The sequence below is a fragment of the Zavarzinella formosa DSM 19928 genome, from assembly GCF_000255705.1.
Taxonomy (GTDB): domain Bacteria; phylum Planctomycetota; class Planctomycetia; order Gemmatales; family Gemmataceae; genus Zavarzinella; species Zavarzinella formosa.
In genome coordinates this window covers 687,733-708,978 of the sequence record NZ_JH636443.1, presented here as the reverse complement: position 1 = coordinate 708,978, position 21,246 = coordinate 687,733, and the positions used below count along the sequence as shown (strand labels likewise).

Here is a 21,246-nt window from a genome sequence, read left to right as displayed (position 1 = left end):
CGCCGATTCCCCCTCACATGATTAAGGGCATCAATGATTCATTTCGTGACTAATTCAACCTCCAAGGCATCCAAAATCGCCTGAATCGGGATCAGAATGGTCTCTTTGATGCTCGAAGCGAAACACATCCCGATTAATTCATTGCGTTCATTTACCACAGGTGCCCCGCCATCGCCCGCTTTGGAAAGAGGTTCGCCGCCTTCGCGTTGACAGATAATCATGCCGGAGAACGTTGCAAACCTGTCTGCGTCGAGACCAATCCGAGATGTCGTATTCACGACGACGACCCGTCCGTGAACAACACCGGAAGTCCTTCCGATCAAGGTGACGTGGTCACCCGGCGCCGCAATACCTTTACCGGCAAACGCCCCGATTGAGTAACATGCCGGATCATATTTAACGTCGGGAGAAACGACAGACAGACAACCTGCGGCCTGGTTTTCGCCGCCGGATTTTGGCAGCAATATTCGCGCCACTTGGGCGATCTGGTCTGTCGGAGCGGCCCCCCCGTCCAACGGACTCGGCTGAATAATCGCCAATCCGACAGTAGTCTTGTCGCCAAATACGTCGGCCGTCAAAAGATAACGTTTCGTTGGGTCTTTCCTGTCCTGGACGACACAACAGATCGTGCCACCGCCCGTTTCAGAGCTTCCGGCACTGATGCCCGGCCTGACTGGCCGGAATTTTTGCCGGGGTGACTCGGCCCCGTCAGTGTGATGGATTGCCGCCGTCGTTTCAGCCGGGGGAGTTGGAAGAAGCTTCTCCAGTTCGCCAGCCTTCGGATCATTGGGTTCAACCTGCCGGTAGGCCTTTAGATGCCCGCGAGCGCGAGGGTAATCGTTCTTTGCGATCGCCGTGATTGCCCCAAGCATCAAGATTGGGTGGTATCGATCTCCGACCTTGCGTTCAATGAGACCGGAGGAAAGCCGGTCGGCCTCGTCCAGCGAGAGCCGGACCTTGTCGGTGGTTTCTTTGGGGCGCATTTCAAGGATGGCCGAGCGATAGGCGGAATATTGACGTAAACTACGGGCGAAAATCTCGAATTCGGTTCGAGACAGTTTTTTCTCGAACTCGCTGTCTTGGTCTAACAAAAGCAAATAAATGATGTTGCACGCGGTGACGAAGGCGGCCTCGTCGGGGTTCGGATGGCCGTTGGCGGCGAAGCGAGAGCGTGTCTCGGGATCGCGGCCGGCGCGACGCCACTCGACCAGAGTGCTGAAGGTATTGTTCTGCTCGGTCACACTGCCCACAAACTCGTCGGGCGGGTCGGCCCATTGGGACAGGTTGCGAAACAGGGAGGCAAAATCCACGCCCTGAACTTTCATCTCGATGCCGGAGAGAGGCAACTTGGGGATCTCGGGAATTTGGAGGTTTTTGCCGAGTGCCGGGGTGACCGGCGGTGGTTCAAGGGTGGTGGCGTACCCGGAGGTTCGTTGCCCGGCCTCCAGACTGATGGCCGGGCCGGACGAGGTTTCGCCGGGGCCACCACGGAGGAGTTTTTGAAGAGCGCGCAATTCTTGGTAGACTCGCTGGCTGAACGCTTTGCCGGAGGCTTCGTTATCGGCTCCATCTTTTTGGTAGGCAAACGGGGCGAGGGTGATGCGTTGAATGAACCAGAGCCTGTACAGTTCACGCAGGGCAAATGCGGCGACGAAGACCAGCATGGCCGAAAGGGCGGTCTTGAGAAGGTAATAGGTGATTATCTGCATGAGCGAGCCCTCAGAAAGCGAGCGGGATCACCGAACAATCCGAGTGACGAAGTCTCAGATTAGTTGAAATGATCAGTGGTTTAACGGCTGTTGGCCCCGACGAACGCGAGTCTGTCAGGGACAGGTGAATATTTTACAACCGCAGCATAACGACGTTCAGGGAGCTGGTGCAAGGAGAAAATAATATTTGTCGTCCCCCGAGATCCCGACAAAGACTTGGCCAATTTACCCCTAAAAACGCCGGGCAGAGACAAAACCAAAAGTATTCCGTTCGCTTTTTTGTTTCCTGTGTCACCTGATGCCAATAGTTTTGGCTGGCGGAAGGTGTTTCATATGGGAAAAGAAATTCCCGTGTTGCCGTCCGGTTCCTTGCTGCTGTCGGGCCGGTTCTGAACTATGATATCGGGACCGCTCGTCCGTTTTTCATTGGTTGAGTCAGCAGACAGGGACCGTTTCATGGCGATTGACACCGTCGCGGGCCTGCTGGACGCGCTGCGGGGTAGCCCGATTCTGCGTCCCGACCAGTACCAAGAACTGGTCGCCCGTCTCGCCGTTGATGCCCCCGATCCGCAGGATCTTGCCCGGCAACTCATCAAACTCAAGTGGATCACGCTTTACCAGGCCAAGAAGATTCTGGCGGGCCGGGCCGATGAACTGGTCATCGGGCACTATACGGTCATTGACAAGCTCGGCGAAGGGGGCATGGGCCGGGTTTACAAGGCCGTTCAGCAAAACCTTCAACGGCTTGTGGCTCTCAAAGTCGTCCGAAGTTCCCTGTTGAAAAATGAGGTGGCGCTGAAACGCTTCCGACGGGAGGTGAAGGCGGCGGCCGCCCTGTCGCATCCGAACATCGTGCGGGTGTTTGACGCCGACCAGGACGGGGACCGGCACTTTCTGGCGATGGAGAACATCGAGGGCGCCGATCTCGGTCGGTTGGTGAAGGATCACGGCCCGCTGCCGGTGCCCGTGGCCTGTTCATACATCCGGCAGGCGGCCCTCGGGTTGCAACACGCCCACGATCTTTCCTTTGTCCACCGGGACATCAAGCCGAGCAATCTGCTTGTGGCCGTCAACGACAAGGGGCAATACGGTCCCAAAAATGTGGTGAAGATCCTCGACATGGGGCTGGCCCGCACACAGGGGGAGGAACCGGCCGGGGAGCAGATTTCCACGGAACTCACCCGCGCGGGCACGGTGGTCGGCACGCCCGATTACATGTCCCCCGAGCAGGCGAAGAACTCCAGCAGCGTTGATTCCCGGTCGGACCTGTATTCCCTCGGCTGCACCTTCTTTTTCCTGCTGACGGGCGAGGTGGTCTTCCCCAAGGGGAACCCGCTCGAAAAGCTCCTCCAGCATCAACTGGACGCCCCCCGGCCGATTCAGTTGCTACGACTGGATTTGCCGCCGGAAGTGGCGTCCATCGTTCAATGCCTGCTGGCCAAAAAGCCGGATCAACGTTTCCAATCCGGCTCGGCCCTCGCTCATGCGCTGGAGCCGTGGTGCGCCGGCAAGGGACACGCCACCACCGCGCCAACCGTGGCGATGGCGGCCGAGGCCATCGACGCCACGCCCCCCAGTTCCGAGACCGTCCGGAGCGTGTCGCCGTTTAACTTCAACGACGAGGGGGACTCCGAACTGACCCCCGCTCTCGCCCCCCGCGAAACGAAGGCGGCGGTTCGGAACACACGAGCCGAAGACACCAAACCATCTCCCGCGACCAAGGAAAGCCGGAAATTCCCGTGGCTGATCGTGGCCGGGGTCTTCGTGGTTACTCTCATCGCCCTGATCGGCCTGCTGGTTCTGAAAGACGCGCTGGCCTCCAAGCCAAAGGTCATGCCCCCCGCCCCGGAACCGAAGGCGAAAGAAGAGCCAAAACCAAAGGAAGAGCCGAAGCCGAAAGAGGAGCCGAAACCAAAGGAAGACCCCAGATTGTCCGGCTATCAAGACACTCTGGAGAAATACATCCCGGATGATTCCGAGATGTTGCTGATCTTCGAGGTGAAAAACTTCTCCTCCTCGACGGTCGCCAAACAGCATGTGGCGAAACCGTTGCAAACCAGTTTCTTTCCGGTGCAATTGCTGACCGGCATCGACTTCTTTCAGATCGTGGAGCGGGTGATCGTAGCCTCGTCCGCAGACAAGGCCATCCCGCCGATGGTCATCCTCCAGGGACGTTCGCTGGCCGGCGACCGGTTGCCGGAGGCCGTGCGAAAGATGCCGCGAGTAAGGATTGAAAAACTCCCGGATTCCGGGGTCGAGATCGCTCATTTTGAACCGGAGAAAGATGACAAGGCGGGCTCCAAGGGGGTGTACGCCACCTTGGTCGGCACCTCTGTGCTGATCTGCGAAAGCCGGCCCCGGATTATCGAAGCCCTTGAAAAACGCGAAGGCGCCCGCCGCACCAAACTTGCCGACCCGACCTTGGAGACTGGCCTCAAGTGGATCAATCGGCACCCGTTCGCGGCCACGGCGGTCTTCGGTCTCAAGGGGTCTCTGGCCGACCTGCCGGCGGCGAAGGACATCCACTTTTTTGTGGCCGATCTGGGTTTCGATGAGCGCGGAATGCACTTCCGCATCATTGCCGAGGAGAGCGAACCGGGCAAAGCGATGGAGTTTCAGAAAGCCGTCGGCACGCATTTCCAAAAGCTCGGCCGGAAACCCGGCAAGGAAGATCAGCGGCTGGAACGGATTGGCGAGTTGTTCCTGGAGGCCAAACCCGCCCTGCTGGTGGCGCCGAAATCCAAAAACTTCAACACCAGCCACCTCATCAAGCCGGCCAAACTCGACGAATGGCTGGCCCCGTTTTGGGAAGACAAGCCCTGACGGCCCCCGTCACCGTCCACCAACGGATGTTTGATTGCCCTTCCCTTCATTCTCCCTGTTTGATATCAGGGCCGCAACTCGTCCACTCGCCGGGTGTTGTCATGCGTCTGCTGATGGCTGGGATTGCCTTGTTGATAGGGGTAGCCGCTGCTTCGGCCGCCTTTCCCCGGTTGCCCATCACGGACATGACCAAGGCCGAGCAAATCCTGACAGGGCCATTGGAGGTTCCGCCTCTCTCGGATACGGCAAGACGCACGTTTGGCCTTCCAAACCCGAATAATCCTCGCGAAAGACCCGACCCCGTCGATCATGAAGATGATGATGCGGGAAATCCTTTCTTGCTCGGTCTTCGTTCCGGTCTGTCGGGGCCGGAACAAAAGAATTTCCCGACTCGGGAAGGGTGGGAGAGCATGTCATGGGACGAAACCTGCGAATTTTGTTTCGACGATGACTATCAGCCTCTTCCACGACTCCCCATATGCGCCCTGACTGTGGACGCAAACCTTCGCTGGCTTCGCTCTGTGAGAATCGATCCGGAGAAGGATATTAACCAATGGTTTGCCAAAACTGTCGTGCCGATTGTCGAACCGCTGGCGGTCCGGCCGGGAGAGGAAATCAATGATGCCTTGCCCGTTAAAAGTCCGGCGTTGCGCAAATTGATGTATGGCAAGCGAGATGACGGAGGGAACGGGTGGAAAAGTGGGTGGCGATGTGTGTGGGGCGGCGGTGGAGACGGATATCGACTGCCTCTGCCGTATTATTTGACAGTGGACGCCGAACTCTCGTGGCTGGCCGCCATTTCGTGGGAATGGGAAACAATCCAGAAAAGTGTTCCGAACACCGAGAGCAAAAGACTCAAGAGAACGGTGAAACCGTCAAGTCCCGTTAGATACCCGTGGGATGAAGCGAGAACCGGACCCGATGAAAACTGGCCTCCACCGTTCATCGGCCCATCAAATGCCGCGAGGTTTGCAGGTGGGTGAAGTAGCTTTCCGAAATCCGGTCTGAAAGCGACGGCAGTTCGTCGATCAACCGGTCCAGCAGCACCTTGAGATCGGTGCGGATGTTTCGTTTTGAGGGAGCAGCCAACCGGTCCACATCGGCCAGACGCAGGGCGGTGAGGGTGGAGAGGATCACACGTTGTTCCGGGGTGCGGGCGGCCCGGCCAGGGAGTTTTGGCAGCTTTTCCACGTCGTCCGAGAGGCAGGCCATCTGGAAGCCGAGGGAGCGAGGATTGGCTTCGTCGAGCATCAGCAGGTCCAGCACGGCCGCCACTTCCACGCCGCCGAGATAGCGGCGGCGATAGGTCATCGAACTATCGGCCACTTCCAGCAATGCTTCGAGGACGGGGCCTTCGGTCGCGCCGGAGTGGGTCAGCGTCTCGCGGATCAACGCCCCGATTTGCAGGGAACGTTCCAGTCGTCTCCCCATGTCGAGAAATTGCCAGGCCAGCCCGCGCGTCATGCTGTCGGCCGCGAGACCGCCGAAGGCCGCCAGTCCCAGAACGGTGTTGTTCAACACGTCGAGCGCGTCGCTCAAGCCGAGCCGGGTTCCCATTTCCTCCGGGGGGACGTGGATTTCCAAGCCGCTCAGCACTCGCCACATGTCCGTTGAAATGCGGTCCCGCACGGTGGTGGCGACGCGGGCGAGGATGCCCAAAATACTGGCGAGGCTTCCCGCTCGGCGGGTGTCGAACACCGTGGCCAAGGCCTCGGCCTCGGGGTCGGCCGTAAGGCGGTTTTCGGTTCCTTCGCCGAAAAGGCCGGTGTGCGAATCGGTTGTGTAGGCCAGCGCCCGCAACAAGGTCGGAAGTTCCGGAACTTCGCCCAAGCCCGCTTTTTCCGTGAGCCGGGCGATGACTTCCCGCAGCAACCGGGTGATGGCCTCGGCCCGCTCCGCATAGCGGCCAAGCCAGAACAGATTGTCGGCCACGCGACTCGGCAAGTCGCCGCCGCCGCGGGTGATGATGGTGGAACTGCCGGCCGTCGGCAACATGCTGAACGTGTTGACCGGCCCGGTGGACAGCACCCATGTGTCCTTCGCCCGACCGCCGCGTTGCATGGAGACTTCGAGCGTTTCCGAGGTGGCGCTTACCCGCGTGAGGCCGCCGGGCATCACGGCAAAGGTGTTGTCCGAGGCCGTCAGATAAGTGCGAAGCACCATCTGACGGGGTTCGGTCGATTCGCCCGCCAGCGTCGGCACGGTGGAGAGATCGATCAACTCTTGTCCGACATACAGATGGGGCTTCGCCTTGATGCGTTCGGCCAGTTGCGATTGCTCGGCCCTGCTCAATTGACCGGCGAAAGCCACCGAACGCCGGGCGGCGGGGAAGGTGGATTTCACCACCATGTTTTGCAGATTGGCCAACACATGCGACAACCCGACTTGGTCGCCGCACCACCAAGTGTTGACGTTTTGAAGCTTCAATTCCTCGTTCATCAGCCGGCGGCACAATTGCGGCAGATACGCCCCGAGGGCGGGCGATTCCACCAAGCCGGTGCCGAGGGCGTTGGCCACCGTCACGCCGCCGGTTCGCACGGCTTGCACCAAGCCGGGAACTCCGAGGAAGGAATCTTGCCGCAATTCGAGCGGATCGCAGTAATCATCGTCCAATCGACGAAGGATCACATCCACGGGCTGCAACCCGCCGAGCAACTTCAAATAAACGCGGTTGTCGCGGACGGTGAGGTCGCCCCCCTCGGCCAGCGTATAGCCGAGATAACGGGCGAGGAAGGCGTGTTCAAAATACGTCTCGGTGTACGGCCCCGGCGTCAGCAGAACCACTTGCGGGTTCTCCCGGTTGCGGGGGGAAGCGGCCCGCAGAGTGTCCCGGAAGGTGCGGAAGAAAAGGGCCAATCGCTGGACCCGACAGTCGCGGAATGTTTCCGGCAGCATCCGCGAAACGACGATGCGGTTCTCCAGCGCATACCCGGCTCCGGAGGGATTCTGCGTGCGGTCCCCGAGGGCGACCACCCGGCCGTCGGCCCCCCGCCCCACATCGGCGGCATACATGAACAAGTAACGCTGGTTGGGGGGCACGAACCCGTGGCAGGCCCGCAGAAATTGCGGGTTGGGGAACACCAGTTGGGAGGGAATCAACCCCTCGCGGATCAACTGCTGCGGGCCGTACAAATCGGCGAGAATCTTTTCGAGCAGCGTGGCCCGCTGGATCAGCCCGGAGCCGATCTGCCGGGCTTCGCTGGCCGAGATGACCAGCGGAATCGGGTCCAGTTGCCACGGCCGGTCCAGCCCGGCGGGATCACCGTAGACGTTATAGGTGACGCCGTTTTCGTGAATAAGCTGCCGGGCCTCAAACCATCGCCGGTTGAGTTCGCCGGACCCGAGATGCCGCAGGGACCGCACCAATTCCTGGCTGTGCGGCCGGGGCGTCCGGTCGGGTGTGAAGAGTTCGTCAAACCGACTCACCGGCTGATAACGATCAAACGTCGGATCGGCCTCGGGGACCGCGACGGCCGGAGGAACGGGCAACGAGGAATGAGACGACATCGTCGCGTGGGTCTCCGGTTCGGTGGGAAACGCAATGCGGAGAGAAGCAATCAGTATACGGAGTCAGCCGGGGGAAATAGCCCGGCGATCCGATGACCCGATGCGACCCTCAGCCGCTTTGACCGCTCCGTCATCCGATTCCGACCGTAAGCAACGCCACCGGCCTTGTCTTGCCCGCTTTCACCGGGGCGCCACTGCCGGGAATGGTTCCGACCCCAGCGGGGCGGCGGCAGCGGGGGTGGCGTTCAAGTAGCTGGGGGCCAGGCCGGTGGAGGGGCCGAAGGGGAGGCCGCCGCCGGGTTGTTCGGGGCCGGTGAGGCGGTAGGCGTTCAAGACGGGTTGGTAGTCCCTTCGGGAGAAAGCCTGCCATTTTTCCAGCAGGTCGAAGACGTCGCTTCGTTTGCCCGCGAGGCCCATCAGAAGCACCCGATTGGCGCGGGCGAGGCGGAGAAAGTCTTGTTCGTGTTCCGGCAGATATCCCACACACAACTCCGAGCGGTCTTTCATGGGGGGCAGGCCGGGCGCTTTCTCGTCCCATTTCACGGCGGCAATCGCGTCCTTCAGATGCTTGTCGAACTCGGCTTCCACCTTGGTCAGGAGGGCGTCGGCCTCTTGGGTCTCGGCGGCGTTTCCTTGTTGGATCAACAAAGCCACCAGGGTGATCGCCAGCCGGACGTCCTTGGGGTTCTTGCGAACGGCCTCCCGCAAAATCTTCTTGGCCTCGTCAAATTGTTTGACCCGGATCAGCGCCTTGCCGAGGATGAAACTCCGGTGGTCGTCGTCACGCAGGGCCAGTTTGCGTTTCATCAGGTCGATCATGCCCGTCCAACTGTCCAGACCGCTGTAGACGAGCATGGCGAGATAATCCTGCACCGTGTCATCCGCGTCGGGCTTCATGGTCAGCAGGGTTTTCTCGGCCGCCTTGTAATCGTGGAACACCATGTATTCGAGCATCACCTGAACCCGGGTGGCGTTGCGGGCCGTCTCGGGGTTGGTTGATTGTCGAAACTGATCCAACCGGGGCTGTATCTTCCGAAAAACCTCCTGCACGGGAGTCTGGCGAGGCTCCAAGGCGCCCTCGATCAGTTCGGGGGCCTTCATCAGCTCCACCATGGCGAGGTAGCCGATGGCCAGCGGATCGTCCGAGAGTTCGGCCGCCCGCCGGGCATCAGCGGTGGTGCGGCTCGCCCGCATGATGTTCCGGGTCTTCAGGATGTCCCCGAAGCGTTGTTGCGTTTCGGGGTCCGATTCTTCGGCCTTCAGCATGATCAGGGTTTGCTGCCAGTTGCAACGGAACACGCGGGCGGTCACGCTGTTCGGGGAATGCAGAATGGCCCAGTCGAAGCAATCGGCCGCTGTCGCCATGAAATCGCCGGCTTGAGGCTTGCCGTAAACCTCGTTCCACACCAATTGTCTGCGAACCGACTGGCGTTGGGCGGGGCTGAGCTTGACCATGCACTCCGTCGGATCGTCAAATTCGATGGTCTCAAGGCCGGTGAGGATTTTCAACGCCCGGTTGAGGTGGTAGGTGCCGAGATCGTGCCAGGCGCGGGCTTCTTTCGGGGCGTTTTGGGTCGCCAGTTCCAGCCAGTGTTCGGCCTCCGGGTATTTCCCCTGTTGGGAGAACATTAGCCCCACCCAGGACATCGACCGGAGATCCTCCGGGTGGGCCTTCAGATAAGCCGGTCCGTGTTGGGTCGCCTTGCGGCCAAACTCAATCGCCTTGTCGTTCTGCCCGGCGGCCTCCATGGCCTCGATGATGAGGGGAATCTTCAAAAAGTCCTCGGGCGTGTCCCGGAACTCTTTCAGCAATGTTTCCAGCTTTGGTTTGTCCTCCGGCTTGGGGACGTCTCCGCTGATGGCGAACCCGCCGGTCCTGTTGGTCGCCACGGCAAACATGGCCTGGCCACTGGGATAATTGGCCCCCGCCCGCACGTTTTTTTCCCATTCCGGCGAACCGGCCGAGGAAACCGACACGCCGAACATCAAAAAGCCAAAGACGGAAAGAGATCGCATGAGAGGCGTCCCGCGAGAAGACGAAATGGCGACATGGGGGGAATAACCTGTCTGGCACGACAGGTCAATGCGAAGATAAAACAGGCGAAGATCAATCGCCCGGCGCCCGGTCATTCGGCCGCTTACGGCCTGACACCGATCTTTGACGGGTATTGAAGCACGGTCTCTTTCGGGGAAGAAGGAGCTTTGCCCGGCTCGACACCCGGAGAAAGGGCTGGCAAAGGGAGAGGGATTTTGACATCCAACGCCGGCTCGAACTCCGGTTCATTCCGCCGGGCCTGATCGGGGCGCTCATCCCCTGATCGCAAGAATTGCTGGCGTTGCGCCGGGTCAACCAATTCGAGTGCATCCAACACGGGCCGGTCCCAAGGCCGCAAATGACAATTCCATTCCCGCACGACTTTGGCGGCCTCCGCCGGCCGACCGGTCAGGCCAAGCCATAGCACGCGGTTCACGCGGGTAATTTGCAACAATTGTTGATCGTCCGGCTCCAGCAATTCCTCGCCGGGAAGACTGCGGTTCGGGCTGCCCTCTTTCAACTCCCAACCATGCTTGATGGCCATCACCCCCAACCGCTGACTGAAACTCTGTTCGACAACCGCCAGCAGTTTCCCGACCTCATCCATTTCGGCCTTGGTTCCCTCTTGAATGAGCAACGCGGCGAGGGTGGCGGCCAGCCGCACATCCTCCGGGTGACGCTTCACGGCCGCTTGCAGATGTTTTTTGGCCTCGTCGTGCCGCTTGGCCGCGATTTGCCCCTTGGCGAGCAAGTAACTCCGGCGGGCGGAAGGATGCGCGGCCACCTTCCTTTCCAAGAAGCGATTCGCCAAATCCGGATCGTCAGCCGCACCGGCGATGAAGACAGCCACATTGTCCTGCAAGTCGTCATCCGCACCGAGTCGCATGGCCGCCAAAATCTTGGCCGCTCCGGCAGAATCCTCAAAAACCATCGCCGCGAGGAAAACGCTGGCGATGTCCGCCCGGCGGGAGATTGCCGAATCCGTCGATTGGCGCAGCCGGGTCAGTTTGGCCTGTAAGGGGCCGAATTTTTTGCGACGTTCCTCAACGGTCTCCCCGGTCGAGGCGGGCGGCGTGACATGACTGACCCAAACCGCGTATGCGGCGGCCAGCGGGTCCGGGGATCGCTCGGCCATCCGCACGGAATCTTCGATGGTTCGGTCTGTCAACTTGATGCCGTGGCGAACCAAAACGCTTCGGATGGAAGCAGTCTCGTTGATTTGAATTTTCAAGTCGATTGCGGTGTTCGTGTCGCCAACCAAAATTCTTTGGGCGGGGAGGTCCTCTTGCTTGTCGGAATCATCAACAGCCGCCCATGACAGGAAAAGATTCCAGTGAAGCCGGCGAATTCGCGATTCGATATTGTCCGGGTCCAGTTCCACGGCGGCGTCAAAGCCGTGGCCGGCCCTGACCAAGAATTGGCCAGCCTCGGACAGCGAGCCTTTCTGCGATCCGATCACGCCGACTTGAAGTTTTTTGTGATGCGAAGAATCGCCCAAGCCGGTGAGCGTGTTGAGGCCACTGGAACGGGGAAGTTCCTCACCCAAAGCTAGTTTTGCGAATCGCCTGAAGTGACGCATGCCCAATGTCCGCCAGACAGCGGGGTCTTTCGGGTTTGCTTTCGTGGCCTCTGTCAGCAACTTTTCAGCCCGGTCGGGCTGATAGTTTCGGTCCAGCAGCTCGCTCAGAAATATCATGGCCGCCGTGTCGTTCGGGTGATCCCGCAGATACGTCGGCCCGAGTTCGACCCCTTTGGACATATAATCGTCCAGCAATTTGGTGTCGCTGTGTTTGTCAAGTCCGTCGATGATCGCTTCCAGTTTGGGAAACTCGGCCGGTTCGTTTCGCCATTGCCTCATCAGTTTTTGCAGATCCGCGGCGGACAGTTTCGGCTTTTCGGCCTCGCCGCCTGCCTGGCACTCGCCGTCGGAATTGACGCCAATTTCAACCCTCACATCACACAGCGGATATTTGACCGCCTCCCGCACGGATTTTTCCCACTCCGGGGAACCGGCCAACGAAAGGGAAGCGCCAAACATCAGAAAGCCAAGGATGGAAAAAGACCGCATGGGAGGCGTCCCGCGAGAAGACGAAAGGTCGGCGATATGGGGGGAATAACGTGTCTGGCGCGGGAGGTCAATGGGAAGATGAAACGGGCGAAAATCAATCGCTTATTCATTAGGATCGGGGCCAAGCTCCGGGTAGCGAAAGGCGGGCTTCGGCTTGGGAGGCAGTGCTCGATCCTTGCCGAGCGAGGACTGAAAGAACTGTTCGGAATCCGTTTCGCCCGTCACGGTCGGCCAGGCTTTATTGCGAGGCTGAAGGAGGCCGCCGGTCGTCGGCGAAAGCGCCTGATCGTCGGCCAGCCCTCCCGGTTCGGTCATCCGATAGGCTTTCAGCACATCCTTATGATCTTTCCGAGAGAAAACCTGCCATTTCTCCAGCAGTTCAAAGACATCACCCCGTTTGCCTGTCAGGCCCATCAGGATCACTCGATTGACACGGGTGATGCGGAGGAGTTCCCGATCTCCGCCCGGCATGATGTCATAACACAATTCTCCGCGATCCTTCAGCGGAGGCAAACCCGGAATCTTTTCGTCCCATTCTTTGCGAATTGTCAGTTCCCGCAAACACTTGTCGAAATCGGCTTCCACTTTGGATAACAGACGGTCAGCCTCCGGCAAATCGGCGGCTGTCCCCTCTTTGATCAACAGGGCTGCGAACAGGGCCGCCAGTTTTTGATCGTCGGGGTGCTTGCGAACCGCTTCCCGCAATCGTTTTCGCGAAGCGTCGAATTGCTTGTCGAGGATCAACGCCGTGCCAAGGAACAGACTCCGGCCGGGATCGTCGCGAAGGGCCAGTTTGTATTCCATCAACTCGATCAGTTTCGTTGGTTCTTCAAACACAGCCGCCGTCAGATGATCCTGCGGCACATCGTCCACATCCGGTTTCATGGTTTGCAGTATCTTCGCGGCGGACTTGCGGTCATCAAACACCAGACGATTCAACATCACTTGAACCCGTTTGGCGTCTCGGACCGTCTTGGGATCGGACGATTGACGGAATTGCTCCAGCCGGGGCATCATCTTCCGAAAAAAAGCCTTGTGCTCTTCGGATGGATCATCCATCAATCCGGGTGAGTTCGTTACTCCCATGAAAAAGGCATAAAAAACGGACAACGGATTGCTTGAGAGTTCAGCCGCCCGTCTGCCATCCGACGTCATCAGGTCCTCCCGAAGAATGTTACGCGACTTCAGGATGCTCGTCAGTTGTTGCCGAATCTCGGGGTTGGGTTCATGAATAATCAAAAGAATCAGGATCGCCTGCCAGTTACAACGAAACACGCGAGCTTTCACATCGTCGGGGGCGAACAGAACAGCCCAATCGAAGCAATCGGCCGCCTTCTCCAGAAAATCAACAGCCTCGTGTTTGTCGTGAGCGGCGGCCCATACCAAGTGAGCGCGAAAGGTCTGGCGTTGGACGGGGCCTAGTTTGGACAATGACGCCGGATCATCGAATTCAACGGGTTTGCCCCCCAAGGCAATTTGCAAGGCCCGGTTGTAGTAGAACGTCGCGAGGTCATGCTAGGAGCAGGCGTCTTTTGGAAGAGTCTGGGTGGCCCGGTGGAGCCAAAACTCTGCTTCCGGAATCTTTCCTTGGCGGGCGAACGTCAGACCGATCCAAGACATGGAAGCCACATCCTGCGGATGATTCTTCAGGTATTCCGGCCAGAGCCGGATCGCCTTGTCTGCAAACTCATCAACTTTTGCGCGCTGCCCGGCGTCCTGCAAAGCATCAATGATGGGGGAAATCTTCAAAAAATCTTCGGAAGTGCCCCGAAACTCTTTCAGCAATGTTTCCAGTGCCGGTTCAGCGAGTTTCGGTTTGGCGGCCTCATTGGTGATGGTGAATTCACCATCCGAGTCAATCGATATTTCCAAGCCAGCTTTGGCCTCGGGATACTGAACCAACGACCGCACGGATTTTTCCCATTCCGGGGAACCGGCCAACGAAACGGAAGCACCAAGCATTAGGCAGCCAAGGATGGAAAAAGACCGCATGGGAAGCGTCCCGCGAGAAGACGAAGGGTCGGCGACATGGGGGGAATAACGTGTCTGGCGCGGGAGGTCAAGAGGAGATGAAAAGGCGGATGTGAAGCCGGATGACCGTTACTTCTTCGTCGCTTCCAGCGCCATCGCGGTCAATTCGCCGACGGCGGCGCGGGGGCCGTTGGGAGAGCCGAAGACGGAGGTGCCGGCGACGAAGACGTTGGCGCCGTTGGACGCGCACTGGCCGATGGTTTTCAGGTCCACGCCGCCGTCCACTTCGAGTTCGCACGTCGGGTTAAAGCGTTCGATCAAGGCCCGGATCTCGGCGATGCGGGCGGGGCTTTCAGCCAGAAAGGCCTGGCCGCCGAAGCCGGGCCACACGGTCATGCACAGGGCGAGGTCGATTAGGCCGATCAGCGGTTCCAGAACTTCCGTCGGGGTGCCGGGATTGATCGCCAGCCCGGCTTTGCAATTCAGCTTGCGGATCTCGCGAAGCAGCGGTTTCGGATCCGGCAGCACTTCGTAATGGACGATGAGCGAATCGGCCCCGGCCTTCACGAACGACTCGACGAACTTCGCCGGTTCCATCACCATCAAATGCACTTCGAGCGGCAACCGGGTGATCGGCCGAAGCCCCTTCACCACCACCGGCCCCATGCTGAGGTTGGGGACAAAGTGGCCGTCCATCACGTCCACATGAACGCGATTGGCCCCCCCGGCCTCGGTTTCGAGAACAAGCTGCCCGAGCCGGGAGAAATCCGCTGCCAGAATCGAGGGAGCAATCATCGCCATGTTTCCGTGTGAATCGAGACTGACAAAAACGAGGCCGAACGCCAAAGGCGGTTTGTTGGTTCGCCTTCCTCTTTTGCCATCGCATTATTATTAGTGACCATATGGACCCGGCCCCCAAACTTCAGCACGGCCTGCGACGAATCGGCCTCGTGCTGTTGGGGTTGGGGTTCGTCGGCATGGCATTTCTCGGGGTCATGCTGCCCGGCATCCCCGCGACGCCGTTTTTGATGCTGGCGAGCTATTGCTTTGTGCGCTCGTCCCCCCGGTTGCATCGCTGGCTGCATCGTTCGCCGCTGTTTGGGAAACTGTTGCGGGATTGGGAAACACATCGCGGCATGCACCGGTCGGTCAAACGAACCGCGATGGTGTTGGTCGTGGTGGCCGTGACATGCAGCATCACGTTTTCGAGTTTGCCCGTCTGGGCGAAGATCTGCATTGGCTGCCTCGCCTTGGTCGGGCTGACGGTGATCTGGCGAATTCCCACGATTCCAACGGGGGCGGCCGAAACCAAACCCGAGTCGGTTGAAAGCATTCGCCAGAACCCCGGCGAATGAATTTCCCGATAGTTTAATGAAGGTTTTGTTTGCATTTGGCGAAAAGAGTCTTTAGTCTCGATCTTTTGCCCATGCTCTCTCAATCTTTCATGGTTCGTTCTGGTCGGGGCTGCCGGGCGGCGATTGTCCTCGGCGCATTTTGCCCGATGTTTCCTTGAGATTGAATTTACTCGTTGAGATGGCCATCTTTTCCATGGCCGGACTCGCATGATCCGGCCGGAGATTTTGTTATTTTTCCTTCCCGTTTTCCGGGTGTCACGGAGTCTTTTGTAATGTCTCTCCCCAAGGTTTTTCCCATTCGGCGGCGTGCGTTCACGCTGATCGAACTGTTGGTGGTGATCGCCATCATCGCCATCCTCATCGGGTTGCTGCTGCCGGCCGTGCAGAAGATCCGGGAGGCCGCGAACCGGATGAGTTGCACCAACAAGATGAAGCAGATCGGCCTGGCCGCCCACAACTTCAACGACACGAACGGCTTCCTTCCCCCGGCCGTCACCGCCACGAATTCGCATTTGGGAAATGTGACGGGGGGAAACCCCGGTTCGCAGGCGTTCGGCCCCAACTGGGCCTGTCTGCTCCTGCCGCAACTGGAGCAATCGGCGCTGTTCAACCAGTATCAAAACAACTTCTTGAGCTACGCGGCCACCGGCGACATGACATGGATGGCGATTCGCACCACGCGACTCACGGCTTTTCTCTGTCCCTCGGACGGGAACACGGCCAACCCGTGCAGCATCGCGGGGGGCGGCTGGCAACGCGGCAACTATGCCGCCTGCGCCGGCCCGGCCAACTGGAACACGATGGCGGGGGGCATCGGCAACAACAGCGACTTCAGCCTGCCCGCCGCCGGCGTGATGGGGATCAACTGGGGCACGGCGGTCGCCACCATTCCGGACGGCACCTCCAACACGGTCATGTTCAACGAAGTCCGCGCGTCCCCGGATGCGGGCGATCCCCGCGGCGTGTGGGCGCTCGGCTTCCCGGCTTCCAGCGTCACCTCTTGGAACGCCACCGGAGATTGCACGACGCCGAACGACAACAACCCGCTCTCGGATGATGTGCAAGGCTGCGTCGCCCACCCCGAAATCAACATGGGCTGTTATCTCCCCGGCGGCAGCGTGCAAGGCAACGCCCGCAGCCTCCACACCGGCGGCGTGAATTGCTGTTTCGCGGATGGCAGTGTGAAATTCATCAAGAATTCCATCGACCGCTACCAGTGGTTTCTGATCCAGTCACGGGCCGACGGCCAGACGCCGACCAATTATTGAGGCGAGGGAGATCGATTGGGAAAACGATGGCTGCCGCGGTTGCTGATTGTCGTGGCCGTCATCAGTGCGGTCATCGCCGGTTTCTGCCGCCACTACCGCGTCTACAGTTATGAAGGCTGGGAAGTATACCAGTTCATGGAAGCCGAATGCCATCCGGCATGGCGGGATTATCACTTCGGCCACATCTCGGCGGGCGATTCCGTCGAGGATGTCATTGCCCGAACCCAGCCGATCATTGTGGAGCGAAAGGGCAATCAGGTTTTCCTGAAATATCAACAACGGGGTGGCCTCGGCACGTCATTGTGTGCCGTGGCTTATGACGGGAGAATGGTTTTCGCCTTTGCAACCAGCTGCGCGTGGACTCGCGTGTTTTTTGACGAATTGACCGACGAGCAGAATCTGGAGATGTTGGGGCGGCCCAAGGACGATCCTCTTCGGTATGGTCGTGGCATCGTGGTTCGCTAGTTTCGTGATTGACTCCACATTCAAACGACTCGCCTTGGCTGCACACCCGCATGATACCGCCGAGCATTCGGGAAAAGGCCAGGTGACACCATTCCGGTTCGTGAAGTTCCTGTGAACCCCGTTCCGAATCGGAACTTCCTCGCCTAAACTCCCTTTGTGAAGATTGATGTCGCCGCTCCGAAGGGTTTCCCGATGAAGTTTGTCCGTCCGCTGTTCCTGTCCGTGTTGATCCTCGCCGGTTGCGGCAACACCGAGGAAAAGGTGAAGACGTACCCTGTGACGGGGCAGATCAACTACGACAGCAAACCGGCGGCCGGCGTGCAGGTGTTTCTGGTTCCCACCAGTGCCCCGATGGTTCCGGAAATTCCGATGAACCCGCACGCCCTCACCGGGCCGGACGGTCGTTTCACCGTGCAAACCTACGGCGAAAAAGATGGCGCCGCCGAGGGGGGCTATCAGGTGGTGCTGCTCTGGCCGGCGGAGCCCAAGAGCGAGGACGAGGAATCGCAAGAAGACCGCCTGTTGGGCTGGTACACGGCCGTTTACTCCACGTTGACCGTGCAGATCAAGCCAACGGAAAACAACATCCCGGCGTACAACCTGCCGGTGAAGAAGGTGAAGCCCGCCGCCATGAAGGGCATTCCGGGCAAGAACTGAATGCCGATCACTTCCCCCTCCGGATTTCAGGGGCCATCGCCCGCTTCTTCCGGCCCGAAGACCACTTTCTCGCGGGATTTTTTCCCATAAGTTACCCGTCAGTCACCTGCCGGGGAGGCCGATGGTTCCCGCTGAATTGATGGTCCGCGCGACGCTTCTCTTTTCCGTGATCGCCTTCGGCGGCGCCGCCGCGCTGGTGCTTGCGTGGGCCGTCCAGAACGGCCAGTTCGACAATTTTACCCGCGCGGCCGAGGGAATCTTCGACGCCGACGAACCTATTGGCCAACCCACGGATCGAACGCTATCGGCCGCGGCCGGAGAGCGGGATGCGTGAGATGAAACCAAACGCCGTCCCCACTGCCGAAGAGATGAGGCGGGCATCCTTGGAGCGTGTCGCCATCGACGCCTCCTGCCGCCGGGCCGTGCTGACGTGGTATGCCAGTGCTGTGTTTTGGTTGCTGGTCGGCTCGACCTTCGCGCTGCTCGCCAGCTTCAAGATGCACATCCCGGACTGGCTGACCGAATCCGGCTGGCTCACCTTCGGCCGGGTCCGCCCGGCCCACTTGAACACGGTGGCCTTCGGCTGGGGCAGCATGGCGGGCATCGCCTCGGCCATTTGGATGATGGCCCGCCTCGGCCGGGTGGAACTCAAATACGGCGGCCTGCTCGTCGTCGCGGCCATGATTTGGAACATCGGCATCGCCGTCGGCGCCGGGGGGATTCTCCTCGGTCATTCAACGAGCATTGAATGGTTGGAGATGCCTCGGCCGGCGCCGATCATTTTGGCCGTCTCGTTGCTGATCGTCTCCGCGTGCATTTTCGTCAACTTCACCCGACGCCGGGAACGGCATGTTTACGTTTCCCAGTGGTACATCCTCGGCGCCATGTTCTGGATGCCGATGCTGTACATCACGGCCCAATGGCTGTGCGTGGAACTGCCGGCTCGCGGCGTGGTGCAATCGGCCGTCAACTGGTGGTTCGCCCACAACGTCCTCGGCCTGTGGGTGACGCCGATGGGCCTCGCCACGGCGTACTATCTGATTCCGAAAGTCATCGGCCGGCCGGTGTATTCGTATTACCTGAGCATCATCGGCTTTTGGTCGCTGGCGCTGTTTTATTCTTGGGCGGGGATGCATCACCTCGTCGGCGGGCCGATGCCGGCGTGGATGATCTCGGCGTCCATCGTCGGCTCGATGATGATGCTCGTCCCGGTCGGGGCGGTGGCCGTCAACCACCACTTCACGATGCAGGGTCATTTCCACGAACTGAAGCACAGCCCTACTCTGCGGTTCGTGGTCTTCGGGGCGATGTCTTACACGGTGGTGAGCGTGCAGGGGGCCTTCGAGTCTCTGCGGCAATTCAGCGAGGTGGCCCACTTTACACACTACACCATCGCCCACGCGCATCTCGGGATGTATGGCTTCTTCACGATGGTGATGTTCGGCTCCGGCTACTACATGATCCCCCGCATGACCGGCCGGGAATGGGCCTCCAACTGGCTCATTCGCCTGCATTTCTGGTCGTGCGCCTTGGGCATCATCATGTACTTTGTCACCCTGACTTACGGTGGCTGGCTCCAAGGCCTGATGCTCATCAACCCGGATGTGAAGTTCATTGAGATTGTGGTGAAACTGACACCGTATTTGCACGGTCGAAGCATGGCCGGATGCCTCATGACCTTCGGGCATGTGGTGTTCGGGTTATCATTGGTCTTGAATCTGTCGGGAGTGGGGAAGAGGTTTGGGGGCGGACGCTAACAAGATGACAAGGAGACAAGGTGACACGGAGACAAGGTGACTAAAACCTTGATGGTCTGATCGCCGCAATGTCGCTTAGAAGACTCTGATTTTTGTCACCTTGTCATCTGCCAAGCTTGGTTATCATCAAAAAGAGGGTCTCAAGTGGATCGCGGCATGATCCTGTTTCTGGGGTTCGTCCTCACCTTCGGCTCTTCATGGGCCGGGTTGGTGTACGCCCCCCGGTTGCAACTCGGGGGATTGGACTCCGTCGGCGAGGCGGGGACGGCTCAGGCCTACCCGCGCGTTCGCACGGAACAGGAAGAACGTGGCAAACGAGTGTATGAGGCAAACGGCTGCCTCTATTGCCACAGCCAGCAAATCCGCTCGACCACCTTTGGCAACAACGCGGACATCGCGCGGGGCTGGGGCCGGCGGCGGAGCGTGCCGCGTGATTATGTGAACGATCAACCCATCTTGCTCGGCACGATGCGAACCGGGCCGGATTTGGCGAATGTCGGCCAGCGTTGGAGCGCCGACTGGCAGCACAAGCATTTGTACAACCCAAGAATGATGGTTCCGAAGTCCATCATGCCGTCGCTCCGGTTCCTGTATGAAATCCGGCCGATGGTCGATGGCAAACCTTCACCCGAGGCAATCGCCCTCACCGGGGCATGGGCGGCCGAGATTCCCGAGGGGTCCGAAGTGATCCCGACGGAGGACGCCAAGGCGCTCGTCGCTTATCTGCTGTCGTTGGATCAATCCGCCGATTTGCCGGAGGCCCGCGAATGACCGAACCGAACGCGGAAAAACCGGAGGAATTGATCGACTTCGATCAAAATCCCGACCAGACGGCGATGGACGTGCCCCAGATGATGGGGCCGCTCTACCGCGAACACGACGAACCCCGTGACGGGTTCGAGCCGGTCCCCCTTTGGATGGCCGGGGTGTTCGGCCTCCTGATCTTCTGGGCCGGTTGGTATTTCGCCACGCACAGCGGCGACTATCGGGCCGATGTCTACGATGCACCAGTCCCCCGCAACACCGACGCGGGCTTCATCCCCCATACGCCGGAACAACTCACGGAAGCCGGGCGGCAACTCTACATCCAATGCGCCGTGTGCCATAAATCAAGCGGTGAGGGAATCCCCGGTGTCCACCCGCCGCTGAAGGACACCGATTGGGTGGTCGGCAAAGAGGCCAAACCGGAACGCCTGATCCGCATCGTCTTGTTCGGCGTCAAAGGTGAAATGACGGTCAACGGCCAGAAATACACCGTCCCCATGTCCGGTTACGGCGGTCAGTGGAAAGACCACCAAGTGGCCGCCGTCCTGACGTACATTCGTCAGGCCTGGGGCCACAAGGGCGAGCCGATCACCGCCGAGGATGTGGCCAAGGTACGGGCCGAGGAATCCGCGAGGAAGTACATCGACAGCGAGAGTTTCACGGTGCCCGAGTTGTTGAAGAAGTAATTTTTTCAGAAAATGGCGAGGCCCCAATGAGGGGTGAATCATCATGATCAAGTAATGTGTTTCAACAGATTCTTTGGCTCGAAGTACTGTTCGCCGACGAATGATTTCTCTCGTTTGCCCGGCTCTTCTGATTCGGGATTTGTACAATTCAGAAGCATCGACTCGTTAATCTCGCTTTGA

16 protein-coding genes are annotated in these 21,246 nt (G+C 59.5%); 9 read left to right on the top strand and 7 right to left on the bottom strand.

From position 1 onward, the window contains the following. Positions 1-38 precede the first annotated feature (38 nt). Positions 39-1,709 (bottom strand): hypothetical protein, encoded by a 1,671-nt coding sequence (locus tag BGIM_RS0128425; protein WP_020473080.1) that lies wholly within the window; start codon positions 1,707-1,709, stop codon positions 39-41. 456 nt (positions 1,710-2,165) lie between these two features. Between BGIM_RS0128425 and BGIM_RS58445 the strand changes: the two genes are divergently transcribed. Beyond that, entirely contained in the window at positions 2,166-4,532 is a 2,367-nt protein-coding gene (locus BGIM_RS58445) for a serine/threonine protein kinase (protein WP_020473079.1), read from the top strand. 942 nt (positions 4,533-5,474) lie between these two features. Here the strand turns inward: BGIM_RS58445 and BGIM_RS0128410 are convergent. The 6 genes from BGIM_RS0128410 to rpe form a co-directional block, all read right to left on the bottom strand. Further along, the gene (locus BGIM_RS0128410) at positions 5,475-8,039 is read right to left on the bottom strand and encodes a circularly permuted type 2 ATP-grasp protein (RefSeq protein ID WP_020473077.1); all 2,565 of its coding nucleotides are present in this window, start codon (positions 8,037-8,039) and stop codon (positions 5,475-5,477) included. A 180-nt stretch (positions 8,040-8,219) separates the two neighbouring features. Next, a complete protein-coding gene (locus tag BGIM_RS0128405) occupies positions 8,220-10,055 on the bottom strand; it encodes a tetratricopeptide repeat protein (RefSeq protein ID WP_162136297.1) in 1,836 nt (611 codons plus the stop codon). A 122-nt stretch (positions 10,056-10,177) separates the two neighbouring features. Further along, entirely contained in the window at positions 10,178-12,142 is a 1,965-nt protein-coding gene (locus tag BGIM_RS0128400; protein ID WP_020473075.1) for a tetratricopeptide repeat protein, read from the bottom strand. 102 nt (positions 12,143-12,244) lie between these two features. After that, entirely contained in the window at positions 12,245-13,573 is a 1,329-nt protein-coding gene (locus BGIM_RS0128395; RefSeq protein WP_157369481.1) for a hypothetical protein, read from the bottom strand. Positions 13,574-13,657: 84 nt separating this feature from the next. Then, positions 13,658-14,134: a tetratricopeptide repeat protein gene (locus BGIM_RS0128390; protein WP_020473073.1), complete on the bottom strand. Its 477-nt coding sequence runs from the start codon at positions 14,132-14,134 to the stop codon at positions 13,658-13,660. Between the two features lie 108 nt (positions 14,135-14,242). Then, on the bottom strand, positions 14,243-14,908 hold the full coding sequence (gene rpe, locus BGIM_RS0128385) for a ribulose-phosphate 3-epimerase (RefSeq protein ID WP_020473072.1): 666 nt from the start codon (positions 14,906-14,908) through the stop codon (positions 14,243-14,245). A 107-nt stretch (positions 14,909-15,015) separates the two neighbouring features. On the opposite strand from rpe, the gene BGIM_RS52875 reads away from it, so the two are divergent. From BGIM_RS52875 to BGIM_RS58440, 8 genes are all read left to right on the top strand, one after another. Further along, on the top strand, positions 15,016-15,468 hold the full coding sequence (locus tag BGIM_RS52875; protein ID WP_020473071.1) for a YbaN family protein: 453 nt from the start codon (positions 15,016-15,018) through the stop codon (positions 15,466-15,468). Between the two features lie 272 nt (positions 15,469-15,740). Then, entirely contained in the window at positions 15,741-16,736 is a 996-nt protein-coding gene (locus BGIM_RS0128370; protein ID WP_020473069.1) for a DUF1559 domain-containing protein, read from the top strand. A gap of 15 nt (positions 16,737-16,751) precedes the next feature. Continuing rightward, on the top strand, positions 16,752-17,201 hold the full coding sequence (locus BGIM_RS0128365) for a hypothetical protein (protein ID WP_020473068.1): 450 nt from the start codon (positions 16,752-16,754) through the stop codon (positions 17,199-17,201). Between the two features lie 192 nt (positions 17,202-17,393). Further along, entirely contained in the window at positions 17,394-17,858 is a 465-nt protein-coding gene (locus tag BGIM_RS0128360; protein WP_157369480.1) for a hypothetical protein, read from the top strand. 121 nt (positions 17,859-17,979) lie between these two features. Then, positions 17,980-18,192, top strand: coding sequence for a cbb3-type cytochrome oxidase assembly protein CcoS (ccoS, locus tag BGIM_RS0128355; protein WP_020473066.1), 213 nt, complete (start codon positions 17,980-17,982; stop codon positions 18,190-18,192). Beyond that, a complete protein-coding gene (locus tag BGIM_RS0128350; protein ID WP_020473065.1) occupies positions 18,185-19,615 on the top strand; it encodes a cbb3-type cytochrome c oxidase subunit I in 1,431 nt (476 codons plus the stop codon). The genes ccoS and BGIM_RS0128350 overlap by 8 nt, the downstream gene beginning before the upstream one ends. Before the next feature lie 156 nt (positions 19,616-19,771). Further along, positions 19,772-20,386, top strand: coding sequence for a cbb3-type cytochrome c oxidase subunit II (locus BGIM_RS52870; protein ID WP_052640032.1), 615 nt, complete (start codon positions 19,772-19,774; stop codon positions 20,384-20,386). Continuing rightward, positions 20,383-21,066 carry a c-type cytochrome gene (locus BGIM_RS58440; RefSeq protein ID WP_020473063.1) on the top strand — a complete coding sequence of 228 codons (684 nt, stop codon included), beginning with the start codon at positions 20,383-20,385 and terminating at the stop codon, positions 21,064-21,066. Before BGIM_RS52870 ends, BGIM_RS58440 begins: the two co-directional genes overlap by 4 nt. Positions 21,067-21,246: the final 180 nt, after the last annotated feature.